This is a genomic window from Acidovorax sp. CF316 (assembly GCF_000276605.1).
GTDB lineage: Bacteria > Pseudomonadota > Gammaproteobacteria > Burkholderiales > Burkholderiaceae_C > Acidovorax.
In genome coordinates this window covers 1-15,931 of record NZ_AKJX01000102.1, presented here as the reverse complement: position 1 = coordinate 15,931, position 15,931 = coordinate 1, and the positions used below count along the sequence as shown (strand labels likewise).

The window sequence follows — 15,931 nt, the reverse complement described above, 5'->3', positions numbered from 1 at the left end:
GTGTGGCTGCTGCTGCCGGCCGCCGCGAGCCTCGCGCTGTTCGCCTGGCTGCTGACCCTGCACGACACGGCCGCCGCGGGCCGCGTGTATGCCGCCTACGGCGGCGTCTACATCGGCATGGCGCTGGCCTGGCTCTGGGCGGTGGACCAGATCCGGCCCACCGTTTGGGACCTGGCGGGAGTCACAGTGGCGTTGTGCGGCATGGCCATCATCATGTTCCAGCCCGCGCGCTGAGTTCCTACTCGCCAGCTTTCGGCTTGGCCGCCTTGGCCGCGGCCTTGGGTCGCACATGGGCCGAGCGCGGACTGCGCAGCGTTTCGGCGTCCAGGATCAGCCGGCCCTGCAGGCGGCCCTTCATGCGCTTGACGCTGCTGGCCGCGTCCTGCATGTGGCGGACCATCAGGGCGCGCACCTTTTCCACGTCGCGCGCACGCGCGGCCTGCACGATCTCGCGGTGGAAGTCGGCGTTGACCTCGCCGAAGCGCCGGTGCTCGGCCTTGGGCGTGCGGTTGCCGTAGACGATGAGCTGGCGCAGCATCTCGTTGATCAGCTCGCAGTTGAAGCGCAGGAAGGGGTTGGGGCAGGCCGCCGCCAGGATGTCGTGGAAGTTCACATCCTCGCGGCGCTGGCTCAGCATGTCCTCGCTGCTCGACGCCGGGTCGCAGCAGGCGATGGAATGCTCCAGCGCCTCGAAGTCGGCCTCCGTCAGGTGGGGCACGGCGCAGGCGGCCAGCTCCGGCTCCAGGAACTGGCGCACGGCGTAGATGTTGTCGATGGTCACTTCCTGGAAGAACAGGTAGTTCTGCATGAACTGCAGGGTGCGGTCCAGCGGCACCTCGGCGATGGTGCCCCCGCCCGAAGGGCCGGTGGAGATGGTCACCAGGCCCTGCACCTCCAGCGATTTCAGGGCCTCGCGGATGGTGCCCTTGCTGACTTCGAACTGCGCCTGCAGCTCGCTCTCGCGCGGCAGGCGGTCGCCCGGGCTCAGGTTCTTCTCGGTGATCAGGCGCTTGACCTCCTGCGCCACCAGGTCGGAGCGCTTGAGGGCCTTGAGCGGCTTGTTGGTGGACGTTGTAGTTGCCATAGTCGGGATTGTCGTTGCTCAGCACCTGCGGGCAGTCTCCGGCAGTGCCATCGATGGTGCAGTGTATGCACCGCAAGGGGGCAGCGGGCGGAATGCAGGGTTTTTACGCACGGTGTTTATCCTATTTATCACTATAAATAGAAGAAATGAGCGCAAACGACGCTCTGTAGCGGTGGCACGCAGTGTGCTTTGCAACTGCCATACCGCCATCGGCCGACCGGCCCCAACCCCTCCCAAGGAGCTCGCCCCATGCACCGTCGTCAACTCTTGCAACTCTCCGCCCTGGGCGCACTGCCCGCATCGCTGGGCCTGGCCCAGAGCGCCTGGGCACAGTCCAGCGGTGCCATCCAGTTCGGCTGCCCGGTGCCCATGTCGGGGGCGTTCGCGGCCAACGGCAAGTTCGCCGACCTGGGCATGAAGCTGGCCATCGAGCAGTACGGCACGGCCCTCAAGCGTCCCCTGGCCTACACGGTGCTGGACACCGAGGGCAAGCCCGCCACGGCCGTGCGCAAGGTGCAGGAGTCCTCGCAGCAGCAGGGCACGCGCTTCTTCGCAGGCGGCATCCTGTCGTCCGAATCACTGGCCATGGGCAAGGAGGCCGAGAAGGCCGGCGGCATCTTCATCACCACCGCCGGCGCCGACGAGATCACGGGCAAGGACTGCAATGCCGCCACCTTCCGCTGGTCGGTGCCCACCTTCGGCGCCATCGAGCAGACGGTGCGTCCCCTGGCCGAGGCCCTGCCCAAGGCCAAGCGCTGGTACACCATCACGCCGCAGTACGTGTTCGGCGACGGCCTGCTGTCGGCGGCCAAGAACATCTTCAAGGAGAAGAACCTGGAGCACGTGGGCAACAGCTACCACTCGCTGACCGAAAAGGAGTTCAGCGGCTACCTGACCAATGCCATGGCCGCCAAGCCCGACGTGCTGCTGCTGCTCAACTTCGGCTCGCAGTCGTCCGACGCGCTGCGCCAGGCCGTGAGCTTCGGCATGCACAAGAACATGACCATCCTGGTGGCCTGGGCCTCGGGGCTGGAGCAGTTCGAGTCGCTGGGCGCCGACCTGTGCGAGGGCATCTACTTCGGTGCACAGTACTGGCACACGGCCAATGCGCCGCTGAACCTCGACCTGGTCAAGCGCAGCAACGACAAGTTCAAGTCCAACCCCAACTACAGCCTGGCGGGCTCGTACATCTGCACCAAGCTCATGATCGACGGCATCATCAAGGCCGGCACGGTGGAGCCCAAGGCCGTGATCGCCGCCATGGAAGGCATGAAGTACCAGGGCCTCACGGGCGACGAAGAGATCCGCAAGGGCGACCACCAGGTGCTCAAGAACTACTACCTGCTCAAGGGCAAGGCCAAGGCGAAGATGGCCAACAAGGACGACTACGTGGACGTGGTCAGTTCGGGCAAGTCGTTCCTGCCCCTCGACCAGACCGGCTGCAAGATCGCCTGAGTGCCGCGCGGCCCGACGGGCCGCGCCCCGGCCCCATTTCCTTCCACGGCCCAACCATGGGCCGTGTGTCCCCTCCTTCGTCCCTTGCCCATGAACATCTACCTGCTACAGGCCATCAACGGGATCGGCATCGGCATGCTGTACTTCCTGCTGGCGGTCGGCCTGTCCATCGTGTTCGGCCTGCTGCGCTTCGTGAACTTCGCGCACGGGGCGTTCTACCTGCTGGGCGCCTACTTCTGCTTCCAGATGACGCGCTGGGGCCTGAGCTTCTGGCTGGCACTGGCCGTGGTGCCCCTGGTCGTGGGCGCCCTGGGCTGGCTCACCGAGAAGCTGGTGCTGCGCCATGTGTACGCCAAGCCGCACGAGTTCCACATCCTCGTCACCGTGGGCCTGGCCCTGGCCATCCAGGAGCTGGTGATCCTGCAATGGGGGCCGCTCGGTGACAGCGTACCGGTGCCCGACCTGCTGCAGGGCGTGGTCATGTGGGGCGGCATCGTCTACCCCAAGTACCGGCTGTTCGTGATCGGTTTCACCGCCGTGCTGGCCGTGGGACTGTGGTACGTGCTCGAAGGCACGCGCCTGGGCAGCGCGGTGCGCGCGGGCAGCGAATCGACCGAGATGGTTTCGCTGCTCGGCATCAACGTGTTCCGCATCTTCAGCCTGGTGTTCGCGCTGGGTGCGGCCACCGCGGCGATTGCCGGCGTGCTGGCCGCCCCCATGCGCGGGGCCGAGCCCTTCATGGGCATCGAGGCGCTGGGCGTGGCCTTCATCGTGGTGGTGGTCGGTGGCATGGGCAGCTTTGCCGGAGCGCTGATAGGCGGCCTGCTGATCGGCATCGTGCAGAGCGTGATGAGTACCGTGTGGCCCGAAGGGGCCCGGCTCATGATCTACATCGCCATGGCCGCCGTGCTGCTGCTGCGCCCGCATGGCCTGCTGGGCCGCAAAGGATGAACACCACCATGATGACAATCTTGCGCAAGAATTCCCACCTGCTGCTGGCGCTGGCCGTGGTGCTGGTGATGCCGCTGACCATGCAATCGGGCTCGCTGGCCAGCGAGGTGCTGATCTATGGCCTGGCCGCCATGGGCTGCAACCTGCTGCTGGGCCACACCGGGCTGCTGTCCTTCGGGCAGGGCATCTTCTTCGGGCTGGGCAGCTACACCATCGCCCTCACGCTCACGCGCTGGCCCCTGCCCATGCCGCTGGCCCTGGCGCTCGCCGTGGTGATGGGGGCGCTGGGCGCAGCCATCGTGGGCTTGGTGGCCATCCGCCAGCGCGGCACCTACTTCGTGATGCTGACCCTGGCCTTCGCGCAGATGTTCTACTTTCTCGCCTACTCCATGCCGGGCATCACGGGCGGCGACAACGGGCTAATGGACATCCCGCGCCCCTCGCTGGCCGTGGGCGGCTTCACGCTGTGGCCGCTGGCCTCGCCCTGGCAGTACTACGGCTTCGTGGCCACGGTGTTCCTGGTGGCCTTCTGGCTGCTGCAGAAGGTGTCGGCCTCGGTCTTCGGGCGCACGCTGCTGGCCGTGCGCGACAACGAAGAGCGCGCGGGCGCCATCGGCTACAACCTCCAGCTGCTCAAGCTGCAGGCCTTCGTGATCTCGGGCGCGGTGACCGGCCTGGCCGGTGCGCTGCACGCCATGATGACGGGCATCGCCCCGCTCGCGAGCGCCGAGTACCACACCAGCGAGATGATCCTGGTCATGACCGTCATCGGCGGAACGGGCAACCTGCTGGCCTCGCTGCTCGGCTCGGCCTTCTACCTGCTGGTGGGCGACTGGCTGTCCGCCCTGTGGCCGCGCTGGCTGCTGATCCTGGGCGTGGTGCTGATGGTGGTCAGCCTGGGGCTGCAGCGCGGCCTGTGGGGCCTGGGCGAGTCGGCCTGGAACCTGCTGCGCGGCAAGGGTCGCACTGGCAAGGCCGACGCCGCCGCTGCGCAAGGAGGCCACGCATGAGCACCGCCACCGCCTCTCCCATCCTGCTCGAAGCCGTGGGCGTGGAAAAGCGCTACGACAAGTTCGCCGCGCTGGCGGGCGTGGACCTCAAGGTGCGCGCCAACACGGTCCATTCGGTCATCGGCCCCAACGGCGCGGGCAAGACCACGCTGTTCCACATGCTCACGGGCACCAAGGCGGTGAGCGGCGGGCGCATCGTGTTCGACGGACACGACGTGACGCACGAGCCTGACCACCGCCGGGTGCAGCGCGGCATGGCGCGCTCCTTCCAGGTGACGAGCCTGTTCCTCACCCTGCCCGTGCGCGAGAACCTGCGCCTGGCCGCCCAGGGCACGGCGCCGCGCCATGCGCTCAACTGCTGGCATGCGCCGCAAGGCGCACGCTCGCAGGCCGAGGTGGTGGCCAGCGTGCTGGCGCGCCTGGGCCTGGAGCGCCATGCCGACACGCCGGTGGGCAACCTCTCGCACGGCCAGCAGCGCCGGCTGGAGGTGGGCATGGCGCTGGCCGCGCGGCCCAAGGCGATCTTCCTGGACGAGCCCACCTCGGGCATGGGCATCGACGACCTCGACGACATGAAGCGACTGATCCAGGGCCTCAAGGACGAGCACACCGTGGTACTCATCGAGCACAACATGAACATCGTGATGGACATCTCCGACACCGTGACGGTGATGCAGCAGGGCCGCGTGCTGGCCGAAGGGCACCCGCACGCCATCCGCAGCGACGACCGGGTGCGCAGCGCCTACCTGGGCAACATGATCACGGGGGGCAAGGCGGCATGACGATCCTCGACATCCAGGGGCTGCATGCCCACTACGGCAAGAGCCATGTGCTGCAGGGCGTGGACCTGCGCGTGGGCGACGGCGAGCTGGTCACCCTGCTCGGGCGCAACGGCGCGGGCAAGACCACCACGCTCAAGAGCATCTGCGGCGTGGTACCGCCCACCCAGGGCCGTGTGCGCTTTGCAGGCGACGAGGTGCAAGGCCTGGCCACGCACGCCATCGCCCAGCGCGGCGTGTGCCTGGTGCCCGAGCACCGCGGCATCTTCAAGCTGCTCACGGTGGAGGAGAACCTGCTGCTGGGCCAGCGCAAGCGCTCGCCCTGGCAGCTGCCGGACATCTACCGCATCTTTCCGCGCCTCAAGGAGCGGCGCGGCAACGGCGGCGGTCAGCTGTCGGGCGGCGAGCAGCAGATGCTGGCCATCGGCCGTGCGCTGATGAATGCGCCGCGCCTCCTGATGCTGGACGAGCCCGTGGAAGGGCTAGCGCCGGTGATCGTGGAAGAGATCGTGGCGCAGCTCAAGACCATCAAGGCCGCGGGCGTGGCCATCCTGCTGGTGGAGCAGAACCTGGAGGTCTGCACCCAGCTGGCCGACCGGCACTACGTGATCGAACAGGGCGCCATCGTGCACGAGGCGGACAACGCCGCCTTCCTCGCCGACGACGCCATCAAGGACCGCTATCTGGGCGTGGGCCTGGCATAGATTTTTCAGGAATCCGACTGTGGACATGACGACGACCCCCTCCCCTGCCCTGCAAGCGCGCGTGAACGGCGCGCGCCTGTGGCAATCGCTGATGGACCTGGCCCGGATCGGCGCCACGCCCAAGGGCGGCGTGTGCCGCCTGGCCCTCACCGCGCTCGACGGCGAGGGCCGCGACCTGTTCGTGCGCTGGGCGCGCGAGGCCGGCTGCAGCGTGCGCACCGACGCCATCGGCAACATCTTCGCGCGCCGCGCGGGGCGCAACGACGCCCTGCCCCCGGTGATGACCGGCAGCCACATCGACACCCAGCCCACGGGCGGCAAGTTCGACGGCAACTACGGCGTGCTGGCCGGCATCGAGGTGGTGCGCACGCTGAACGACCACGGCATCGTGACCGAAGCCCCGATCGAGGTGGCGGTGTGGACCAATGAGGAAGGCTCGCGCTTCGTGCCGGTGATGATGGGCTCGGGCGTGTTCGCCGGCGCCTTCACGCTGGAGCATGCGCTGGCCCAGCGCGATGCGCAGGGCACCAGCGTGGCCGAGGCACTGACTGCCATCGGCTATGCAGGCGCTGACGGCCCCACGCCGGCCGTGGGCGCGTACTTCGAGGCGCACATCGAGCAGGGCCCGGTGCTGGAGGCCAACGGCTGCGTGATCGGCGTGGTCCAGGGTGCCCTGGGCCAGCGCTGGTACGACGTGAGCGTGCAGGGCATGGAGGCCCATGCCGGCCCCACACCCATGGAGCTGCGCCGCGATGCGCTGCTGGCCGCCAGCGCCCTGGTGGCCGAGGTGAACCGCATCGCCCTGGCCCATGCGCCGCACGCCCGCGGCACGGTGGGCGTGCTGGAGGTGTTCCCGAGTTCGCGCAACGTGATCCCGGGCAGCGTGCGCATGACGGTGGACCTGCGCGCCGCCGACGACGCCGTGCTGCTGCAGATGGATGCCGCGTTGCGCGCCGCCTGCGAGCGCATCGGCACGGCCGGCCGCACGCCCATCGCGGTGGAGCAGGTGGTGTACTTCCCGCCGCAGCCGTTTGCGCCCGCGCTGGTCGAAGGCGTGCGCGCCGATGCCCAGGCGCTGGGCTACAGCGCGATGGACGTGGTCAGCGGTGCCGGGCACGACGCGGTGTACCTGGCGCGCCTGGCGCCCACCGCCATGGTCTTCGTGCCCTGCGCCGACGGCATCAGCCACAACGAGATCGAGGACGCCGAGCCCGAGCACCTGGAGGCCGGCTGCAACGTACTGCTGCAGGCCATGCTGCGCAGCGCCCAGGTGGTCGCCGCATGAAGATCCTCATCGCCCGCCTGAACCACGAGACCAACACCTTCTCGCCCGTGCCCACGCCGCTTGCGGCGTTCGCGCCCACCTACGGCGAGGACGCCTTGCGCGACAACCTGGGCATGCGCACGGCCATGGCGGCCTTCATCGACCTGGCGCAGGGCCTGGGCGCCACGCTGGTCACGCCGGTGTCGGCCACCTCCAACCCCAGCGGCCCGGTGCATGCCGCCGCCTACGACGAGCTGACCCGCCGCATCGTGGAGGCCGCCCCCGGCTGCGACGCCATCCTGCTCGACCTGCACGGCGCCATGGTGGCCGAGAACAGCCCCGATGGCGAGGGCGACCTGCTCGCGCGCGTGCGCGCCGCGGCGCCCGGCGTGCCCATCGGCGTGGCGCTGGACCTGCACGGCAACATCACACCGAAGATGGTCGCCAACGCCGACGTCATGGTGGGCTTCAAGACCTACCCGCACATCGACATGTACGAGACGGGCGAGCATGCCGGGCGCCTGCTGCTGGCCATGCTGCCGGGCCAGGCGCGCTACGGCGTGCGCTGGCACCAGTTGCCCATGATGGGCCACACCCTGCGCAGCACCACGCTGGAGGGCGCCATGTTGCGTGCGGTGGACGCCGCCCGCGCTGCCGAGGCCGATGGCGTGCCCGCCGTCTCGGTGTTCGCGGGGTTCTCGCTGGCCGACATCGAGGCGCCGTTCATGAGCGTGGTGGTCACCGGCCTTGCCGATGCGCCCGAAGCAGCCCAGGCCGTGGCCGACCGCATCGCGGCCACCATCTGGCAGGAGCGCGCCGAGTTCGTCTACGACAGCGAGCCCCTGGCCGACTCCCTGCAGCGCGCGCAGACCCTGGCGCAAGGCGCCGAGCGCCCGGTGCTGCTGCTGGACCACAGCGACAACTGCATGTCCGGCGGCACCTGCGATTCCATGGACGTGTTGCAGGCCGCCCTCACCGAGGGCCTGTCGGACATCGCCGTGGGCCCGCTGTGCGACCCCGAGGCGGTGGCCGAGCTCGTGGCGGCCGGCGTGGGCGCACAGTGCACCGTGCGCCTGGGCAACAAGGTGCCGCTCACCCAGCTCAACGTGTCCAAGGAGCCCGTGGCGCTGACCGGCACGGTGCGCGCCATCAGCGACGGCGAGTACACCGTGACCGGGCCCATCTACACCGGGCAGCGCTGCGCGATGGGGCGCACCGTGCTGTTCGACACCGGCAGCGCACAAATCGTGGTGACCGAGAAGACCCACGAGCCCTGGGACCTGGGCGTGTTCTCGTGCGTGGGCGTGGACCCCACGGCGCACCGCTTCGTGCTGCTCAAGTCGCGCATGTACTGCCGCCCGGTGTTCGTGCCGCTGTCGCACGCGCTGGTCGAATGCGACAGCCCCACGGGCGTGACCAGCTCCAACTACGCACTGTTCCCTTTCAAGAACGTGCGCCGGCCGGTGTTCCCGCTCGACGCTGTCTGACCTTCCATCGCGCAGGGGGCCCCCAGAACCCGCATCAACAGCAAGCGCAAGCCGGCGCAACTGGCGCGCCCGACGCCAGTGCCCCCGCGCAAGGGCCGCCCCGCCGCGCTGGGGGCGTCCCCCTTCCCAAATCGCGCAGCGATTTGAGAGAAAGGGGCTGGGTGCCGCGGCTCCAGACCTGCCTGCGCAGGTCTGGACGGCACGAAGAGTGGCCGCCTCTGGCGGGCACACCGAGGCGCGAAGCGACTCATGGGGTTAATTGACCTTTATCAGGCGCCAGTCGATGCGGTTGTCGGGGCGCTGGACGAGTTCGACGTTCTTCTTCATGGCCCAGGCCAGCATCTGGTTGTGCAGGGGGATATTGGCCACGGTGTCGTTCTGCAGCTGCAGGCCTTCGGTCAGCAGGCGGTTGCGCACGGGCTGGTCGATCTCGGTCTTCACGCGGTCCACGACGTAGTCCATGCGCTCGTTGCTGTAGCGGCCCAGGTTGTAGTTGCCGTCGCCGCCCGTGGTCTTGGTGCGCGTGAGCGACTGCAGGGTGTACAGCGCATCGAAGGTCGGCACGCCCCAGCTGAGCAGCGCGATGCTGGCCTCGTGCCGCTGGGCCATGGGGTAGTAGGTCACCGACGGCAGGGTGCGCAGCTTGGCCTTGACGCCCACGCGCGCCCACATCGAGGTGATGGCCTGGCACAGGTTCTCGTCCTGGATGATGGAGTTGTTGCTGCAGGCAAAGTCGACCTCGAAACCGTCCTTGTAACCTGCCTCGGCCAGCAACGCCCGGGCGGCATTGACGTCGTAGGGCAGGCGCTTGTCCACCGCCTCGGTCCAGCCGTTGACCAGGGGCGAGACCATGGCGCCCGTGGGCTTGGACATGCCGCGCATGGTCACGCGCTGCAGAGTAGCCACGTCGATGGCCTGGTACAGGGCCTTGCGCACGCGCAGGTCCTTGAGCGGGTTCTTGCCCTTCACGCTGCTGCCCTGCAGCTCGTCGCGGAACTGGTCCAGGGCAAGGTAGACGGTGCGGTTCTCGACCATCTCCATGACCTTGATGTTGGGGTTGGCCTTGAGCCGCTCCAGGTCCTGCAGATTGGCTTCGCGCACCATGTCGACCTCGCCCGAGAGCAGGGCCGCGATGCGTGTGGCCTCGGACTTGATGGGCGTGTAGACGATCTCGGTCACGTTGCCCTCGGTCTTGCCGGCGTTCCACCACTGCGGGTTGGCGGCGAACACCAGCTTCTGGTCGGGCACCCACTCCTTGAGCACGAAGGGCCCGGTGCCCATGGCGTTGCGGTGCGAGAAGGTCTCGTCCTTGGACTTGATGTCCTTGGGCTCCACGGCGTTGTTCTTCTCGGACCAGGCCTTGCTCATCACGCGCAGCTCGGTCAGCTGGTTGAGCAGCACCGGGTTGGGGTTTTTCAGGAAGATGTCGATGGTCTCGCCATCCACCTTGGCGATGCGGTCCATGCCCTGGGTGTAGATGGCGTAGGTGGAGCTCTTGCTCATGGCGCGCTGCAGCGAGAACACCACGTCGTCCGCGGTCATGGCCGAGCCGTCGCTGAACTTCACGCCCTGGCGCAGCTTCACGCGCAGTTGCGTGGGGCTGACCTGCTGCCACGAGGTGGCCAGCAGCGGCTCGACCTTGAGCGTGCGGCTGTTGAACATCACCAGCGACTCGTACACCGCCGCATGGATGCCGTTGCCCAGGGCGCTGTTCTGCGAGTGGATGTCCATGGTCTGGATGTCGGTGGACCCGGCCCACTTGAACGGTTTTGCCGACACGGTGGGGGCGATGGCTGCCAGGGCCAGGGTGGCGGCCGCGAGCAGGGAGTGCTTGAAGTGCATGGGGGTTTCCTTTGCAAGACAGGAGTGTTCGGAGGAATCGGCAATATGCAGCAGGACGGGCGCGCGCAAAAGCCCCCGTCCAGGCAGTGTGGTTCCGCCGCGCAATTGCGCGTCATGGCGGATTGCGCAAATGCCGCAACTGCGGTATCTACCAGTACCTACTTGGCAAGGGGGTACCGCGCCGCGCGCCGCTCGGTTCCCACCTGCAGCAGGTTGATGACGCCCATCACGTCGTCCACCAGCTCCACGGCCTTTTCCAGCGCCCGCGCCTGCTCAGCCGACTGCACGCAGCCCATCAGCGTGACCAGGCGCCGCTCGCCCAGCACCCACACGCTGGTGTCGTCGAAGCGCCCCTCCTCGCGGACGTAGCGCTGCACGCGCGGGATGATCTCGGCGTCGTACAGGTAGGAGTTGGGCAGCCGGCAGCGCCCCACGCGGTGGCAGCTGCCGCCATGCTGCGAGCGCACATGGGCCAGCTCGCGCACCTCGGCTTCGGTGTACAGAGGGCCCTCGGGCACGGGGCAGCCGGGGATGGCGGCGGTGACCTGGAGGAAGGGGTCGTTGAAGGCGTTGGTGCGGGCCTCCTGCGCATGGGCGGGCACGGTGGACGCCAGGAGGCCTGCGAGCGCCAGGGCGCAGGCCTTCATCGGGGTCGGCAAAAGGGGCATGGGCACCTCGTCGGATTTCTATAACCATCTTAGTGAGGACTTGTCGCCCCACCAAGCGCGTCGCCACCCACCAGGCAGCGTGTAGGACATGGCTGCGATTTGCGGCGTGCACTGCCAACCGGCCGCACCCAGCGCTTAGGATGGACAGCCCACCCACCGCGCCCATGCCCAGCGACCTCATCGTCCACCGCCCCGAAGGCCTGTACTGCCCGGCCGGCAATTTCTTCATCGACCCCTGGCGGCCGGTGGAGCGGGCCGTGATCACGCACGCGCACTCGGACCATGCGCGCATGGGCTCGGCGCACTACCTGGCGCACACCGACAGCGAGGGGACGCTGCGCAACCGGCTGGGCGCAGACATCGATCTGCAGACGCTGGCCTATGGCGACGCCATCGACCACCACGGCGTGCGCCTGTCGCTGCACCCGGCGGGACACGTGCTGGGCTCGGCCCAGGTGCGGGTGGAGCATGGCGGCCAGGTGTGGGTGGCCTCGGGCGACTACAAGCTCGAGGACGACGGCACCTGCCCGCCCTTCGAGCCGGTGCGCTGCCACACCTTCATCACCGAGTCGACCTTCGGCCTGCCCATCTACCGCTGGCCGTCGCAGCCCGTGCTGTTCGCCGACATCAATGCCTGGTGGGCCGCGAATGCGGCGGCGGGCAAGGCCAGCGTGCTGTATGCCTACGCCTTCGGCAAGGCGCAGCGGCTGCTGCACGGGGTGGATGCGGGCATCGGCCCCATCGTCGTGCATGGCGCGGTGGACCCGCTCAATGCCGTGTACCGCGCGGCGGGCGTGGCGCTGCCGCCCACCCTGCGCGTGACGGAACCGGGCGTCACCAAGTCCGAGTTGCGCCGCGCGCTGGTGCTGGCACCGCCCTCGGCGGCGGGCACGCCCTGGCTCAAGCGCTTTGGCGAGCATTCCGATGCCTTTGCCAGCGGGTGGATGCTGGTGCGCGGCGCGCGCCGCCGCCGCGGCGTGGACCGGGGCTTCGTGATGAGCGACCATGCGGACTGGCCGAGCCTGCAGAAGGCCATCGGCGCCACGGGGGCCGAGCGCATCATCGTCACCCACGGCAGTACCGAGGTGATGGTGCGCTGGCTGTGCGAGCAAGGCCTGGATGCGCAGGTGTTCATGACCGAGTACGGCGCCGACGACAACGAGGATGATGCAGGTGCTGCGCCGCCAGCGCAGGCCGATGCAACGGCTCCCGAGGCTGCTGCATGAAGGCCTTTGCCCAGCTGTTCCAGGCGCTCGATGCCACCACCGGGCAGTCTGCCAAGCTGGCGGCACTGGTGGCCTACCTGCGCGTGGCACCGCCGGCCGATGCCGCCTGGGCCACCTACTTCCTGGCCGGGGGCAAACCGCGCCAGATGGTGCCCACCAAGCGGCTGAAGGCCCTGGCGCAGGAGGCGGCCGAACTGCCCGAATGGTTGTTCGAAGAAAGCTACCAGGCCGTGGGCGATCTGGCCGAAACCCTGGCCCTGCTGTTGCCGCCCCCGGTGCAGCCCGTGGACCTGCCGCTGGCCGCGTGGATGGCCCAGCTGCTGCCCCTGCGCGCCCTGGCACCCGAGGAGGCCGATGCCCGCCTGCGCACGCAGTGGGACATGCTGGCGCCGGAGCAGCGCTTTGTGTACTTCAAGCTCATCACCGGCAACTTCCGCGTAGGGGTGTCGCGCCTGCAGGTCACACAGGCGCTGGCCACGGTGAGTGCCCTGGACCCCAAGCGCATCGCGCACCGGCTCATGGGCTACACGCAGATCGGCCGACAGCCCCGGGCGGACGACTACGAGGCGCTGGTGGCGCCCGTGGAGGAGGCCGCGGATGGCGACGCGGGCGCCGCCGTGGATGCGGGCATGGCGGGCCAGCCCTACCCCTTCTTCCTGGCGCACCCGTTCAGCCAGCCCGTGGCCGAGATGCCTGCGCTGCTGGGCGCGCCCGGTGACTGGATGGTGGAGTGGAAGTGGGACGGCATCCGCGCGCAGATCGTGCGGCGTGCGGGCGCGGTGTGGGTCTGGTCGCGCGGCGAGGAGCTGGTGACCGACCGCTTTCCCGAACTGGCCGAGGCCGCGATGGCGGCCCTGCCCGATGGCACGGTCGTGGACGGCGAGATCCTGGTGTGGCTGCCCGATGAGCCCCAGCCCCGCCCCTTCGCCGACCTGCAAAAGCGCCTGGGCCGCAAGACCCTGGGACCCAAGTTGCTGCGCGAGCTGCCCGTGGTGCAGGTCACCTACGACCTGCTCGAACATGCGGGGCAGGACCTGCGCCAGCAGCCCCAAGAGGCACGCCGCGCTCTGCTGGAGGCCACGCTGCAGCCCGACCCGGCGGCGATCGCTCCCGCCGCGCAACCGGGCCTGCGCCTGAGCACGCTGCTGCAGGGCGCCGACTGGCCGGACCTGGCGCGCCAGCGCGAAGCCGCGCGCGGCATGGGCACCGAGGGTTTCATGCTCAAGCACCGCCAGGCGCACTACGGCGTGGGCCGCACCAAGGACGTGGGCGTGTGGTGGAAGTGGAAGATCGACCCCATGAGCGTGGACGCGGTGCTCATCTACGCCCAGCGCGGCCACGGCCGCCGCGCCAGCCTGTACAGCGACTACACCTTTGCCGTGTGGAACGGGCCGCAGGACGACCCCGAGCGCCAGCTGGTGCCGTTCGCCAAGGCCTATTCGGGCCTGACGGACGTGGAGATCGGCCAAGTGGACGCCATCATCCGCAAGACCACGCGCGAGAGCTTCGGCCCCGTGCGCAGCGTGGATGCAACCATGGTCTTCGAGCTGGGCTTCGAGGGCATCGGCAGGAGCCCGCGCCACAAGAGCGGCATCGCCGTGCGCTTCCCGCGCATGCTGCGCTGGCGCCAGGACAAGACCGTGGCTGAGGCCGATACCCTGCAGACCCTGGTGGCCCTACTGCCAGGGCAGGACACTGCCGCATGAGCACGGCCCGCCGCCCGCGCAAGCCGCTGCCCACGGTGGCCGCGAGCGCGGCTGCTGGCTGGATGGCCACGCGCGGCTGGCAGCCCTTCGGCTTCCAGCAGGAGGTGTGGCGCGCAATGGGCGAAGGCCGCTCAGGGCTGCTGCATGCCACCACCGGCGCGGGCAAGACCTATGCCGTGTGGCTGGGCGCGCTTCAGCACCTGGCGCTGGCAGGCGAGCCCGTGGCACCGACTGCACAGGCCAGTGCGCGCACGGCCCTGCGCACGCGCCGCGCGGCAGCGCCGCCGCTCACGGTGCTGTGGATCACCCCCATGCGCGCCCTGGCGGCCGATACGCTGCGTGCGCTGGTCGCGCCCCTGCCCGATCTGGCGCCGGACTGGACCAGCGGCCTGCGCACCGGCGACACCGCCAGTGGCGAGCGCGCCGCACAGGACCGGCGCCTGCCCACGCTGCTGGTGACCACGCCCGAAAGCGTCTCGCTGCTGCTGGCACGCGCCGATGCGCACGAGCGCCTGCGCCACGTGCGGCTGGTGGTGGTGGACGAGTGGCACGAGCTGGTGGGCAACAAGCGCGGCGTGCAGGCGCAGCTGGCGCTGGCGCGCCTGTCGGGCTGGAACCCGACCCTGCAGGTCTGGGGCATGTCGGCCACGCTGGGCAACCTGCAGGAGGCGCTGGATACGCTGCTGCCCCGCCCGGTGCCGGGCGCACCCGCAGTGCCGCCCGCCGTGCTGGTGCAGGGCCGCATCGACAAGGCGTTGCAGGTCGACGTGATGCTGCCGGCCAAGGTGGACCGCTTTGCCTGGGCCGGCCACATGGGCCTGGCGTTGCTGCCGCAGGTGGTGCAGTCCATCGAGGCCTGTGCGTCCACCCTGGTGTTCACCAACACCCGCTCGCAGGCCGAGCGCTGGTACCAGGCGCTGCTGGAGGCCCGGCCCGACTGGGCCGGCACACTGGCATTGCACCATGGCTCGCTGGGCCAGGAGGTGCGCGCCTGGGTGGAGAACGGGCTCAAGGCCGGCCAGCTCAAGGCGGTGGTCTGCACCTCGAGCCTGGACCTGGGCGTGGACTTTCTGCCCGTGGAGCAGGTGCTGCAGATCGGCTCGGCCAAGGGCGTGGGGCGGTTGGTGCAGCGCGCGGGCCGCTCGGGCCATGCACCGGGGCGCACCTCCAGCATCACGCTGGTGCCCACGCACAGCCTGGAGCTGGTGGAGGCCGCCGCCGCGCGCCATGCGCTGGCGCTGGGCCGCATCGAAGAGCGGCACACGCCGCACGCGCCGCTGGACGTGCTGGTGCAGCACCTGGTCACCATCGCACTGGGCGGCGGCTTCGTTCCCGCGGAGCTGCTGGCCGAGGTGCGCCGCGCCCCGGCCTATGCCACGCTGGCCGACGATGACTGGCAATGGGCCCTGCAGTTCGTGCGCCAGGGCGGGGCCTCGCTGGCCATCTACCCCGACTTCCAGCGCGCCGTGCCCGACGAGGAAGGCGTGTGGCGCGTGCCCGATGCGCGGCTGGCGCGCCGCCACCGCAGCAACATCGGCACCATCGTGAGCGATGCCAGCATGCAGGTGCAGTTCGTGAGCGGCGGGCGCCTGGGTTCGGTGGAAGAGAGCTTCATCGCCCGCCTGCGCAAGGGCGACGTGTTCATGTTCGCGGGCCGCCTGCTGGAGCTGGTGCGCACCCAGCAGATGACGGCCTACGTGCGCATCGCCCCCCGGGCCAGCGCCGCGCTGCCGCGCTGGAACGGCGGGGGCATGC

The 15,931-nt window shown here is 69.4% G+C and carries 14 protein-coding genes; 11 read left to right on the top strand and 3 right to left on the bottom strand.

All coding sequences use genetic code 11. The features are described 5' to 3' along the window. On the top strand, positions 1-234 hold a 234-nt coding region (locus tag PMI14_RS10840; RefSeq protein WP_035203264.1), incomplete at its 5' end, for a YnfA family protein. A 4-nt stretch (positions 235-238) separates the two neighbouring features. On the opposite strand, the gene PMI14_RS10835 is transcribed toward PMI14_RS10840, so the two are convergent. Beyond that, the gene (locus PMI14_RS10835; RefSeq protein ID WP_007853990.1) at positions 239-1,084 is read right to left on the bottom strand and encodes a FadR/GntR family transcriptional regulator; all 846 of its coding nucleotides are present in this window, start codon (positions 1,082-1,084) and stop codon (positions 239-241) included. Between the two features lie 249 nt (positions 1,085-1,333). Between PMI14_RS10835 and PMI14_RS10830 the strand changes: the two genes are divergently transcribed. The 7 genes from PMI14_RS10830 (at position 1,334) to PMI14_RS10800 (ending at position 8,734) form a co-directional block, all read left to right on the top strand. Next, positions 1,334-2,539 (top strand): ABC transporter substrate-binding protein, encoded by a 1,206-nt coding sequence (locus PMI14_RS10830; protein ID WP_007853988.1) that lies wholly within the window; start codon positions 1,334-1,336, stop codon positions 2,537-2,539. 90 nt (positions 2,540-2,629) lie between these two features. Beyond that, a complete protein-coding gene (locus tag PMI14_RS10825; protein ID WP_007853985.1) occupies positions 2,630-3,490 on the top strand; it encodes a branched-chain amino acid ABC transporter permease in 861 nt (286 codons plus the stop codon). Between the two features lie 11 nt (positions 3,491-3,501). After that, positions 3,502-4,500: a branched-chain amino acid ABC transporter permease gene (locus PMI14_RS10820; RefSeq protein WP_035203271.1), complete on the top strand. Its 999-nt coding sequence runs from the start codon at positions 3,502-3,504 to the stop codon at positions 4,498-4,500. Next, the gene (locus tag PMI14_RS10815) at positions 4,497-5,282 is read left to right on the top strand and encodes an ABC transporter ATP-binding protein (RefSeq protein ID WP_007853982.1); all 786 of its coding nucleotides are present in this window, start codon (positions 4,497-4,499) and stop codon (positions 5,280-5,282) included. Before PMI14_RS10820 ends, PMI14_RS10815 begins: the two co-directional genes overlap by 4 nt. Beyond that, positions 5,279-5,983: an ABC transporter ATP-binding protein gene (locus PMI14_RS10810; protein WP_007853979.1), complete on the top strand. Its 705-nt coding sequence runs from the start codon at positions 5,279-5,281 to the stop codon at positions 5,981-5,983. Before PMI14_RS10815 ends, PMI14_RS10810 begins: the two co-directional genes overlap by 4 nt. 25 nt (positions 5,984-6,008) lie before the next feature. Further along, complete coding sequence (locus PMI14_RS10805) at positions 6,009-7,268, top strand: Zn-dependent hydrolase (protein WP_007853978.1); 1,260 nt, start codon at positions 6,009-6,011, stop codon at positions 7,266-7,268. Then, on the top strand, positions 7,265-8,734 hold the full coding sequence (locus tag PMI14_RS10800; protein WP_007853977.1) for a M81 family metallopeptidase: 1,470 nt from the start codon (positions 7,265-7,267) through the stop codon (positions 8,732-8,734). Before PMI14_RS10805 ends, PMI14_RS10800 begins: the two co-directional genes overlap by 4 nt. Before the next feature lie 255 nt (positions 8,735-8,989). Here the strand turns inward: PMI14_RS10800 and PMI14_RS10795 are convergent, their stop codons facing one another. Together PMI14_RS10795 and PMI14_RS10790 are read right to left on the bottom strand one after the other, a co-directional pair. Beyond that, a complete protein-coding gene (locus PMI14_RS10795; protein ID WP_007853976.1) occupies positions 8,990-10,576 on the bottom strand; it encodes an ABC transporter substrate-binding protein in 1,587 nt (528 codons plus the stop codon). 158 nt (positions 10,577-10,734) lie between these two features. Then, a complete protein-coding gene (locus PMI14_RS10790) occupies positions 10,735-11,244 on the bottom strand; it encodes a BON domain-containing protein (RefSeq protein WP_007853975.1) in 510 nt (169 codons plus the stop codon). Between the two features lie 164 nt (positions 11,245-11,408). Between PMI14_RS10790 and PMI14_RS10785 the strand changes: the two genes are divergently transcribed. The 3 genes from PMI14_RS10785 to PMI14_RS10775 form a co-directional block, all read left to right on the top strand. Continuing rightward, a complete protein-coding gene (locus PMI14_RS10785; RefSeq protein ID WP_007853974.1) occupies positions 11,409-12,470 on the top strand; it encodes a ligase-associated DNA damage response exonuclease in 1,062 nt (353 codons plus the stop codon). Continuing rightward, the gene (locus PMI14_RS10780; protein WP_007853973.1) at positions 12,467-14,176 is read left to right on the top strand and encodes an ATP-dependent DNA ligase; all 1,710 of its coding nucleotides are present in this window, start codon (positions 12,467-12,469) and stop codon (positions 14,174-14,176) included. The genes PMI14_RS10785 and PMI14_RS10780 overlap by 4 nt, the downstream gene beginning before the upstream one ends. Next, positions 14,173-15,931 (top strand): DEAD/DEAH box helicase (locus tag PMI14_RS10775; protein ID WP_007853970.1); only part of this gene is annotated, 1,759 nt, incomplete at its 3' end. The genes PMI14_RS10780 and PMI14_RS10775, both read left to right, overlap by 4 nt.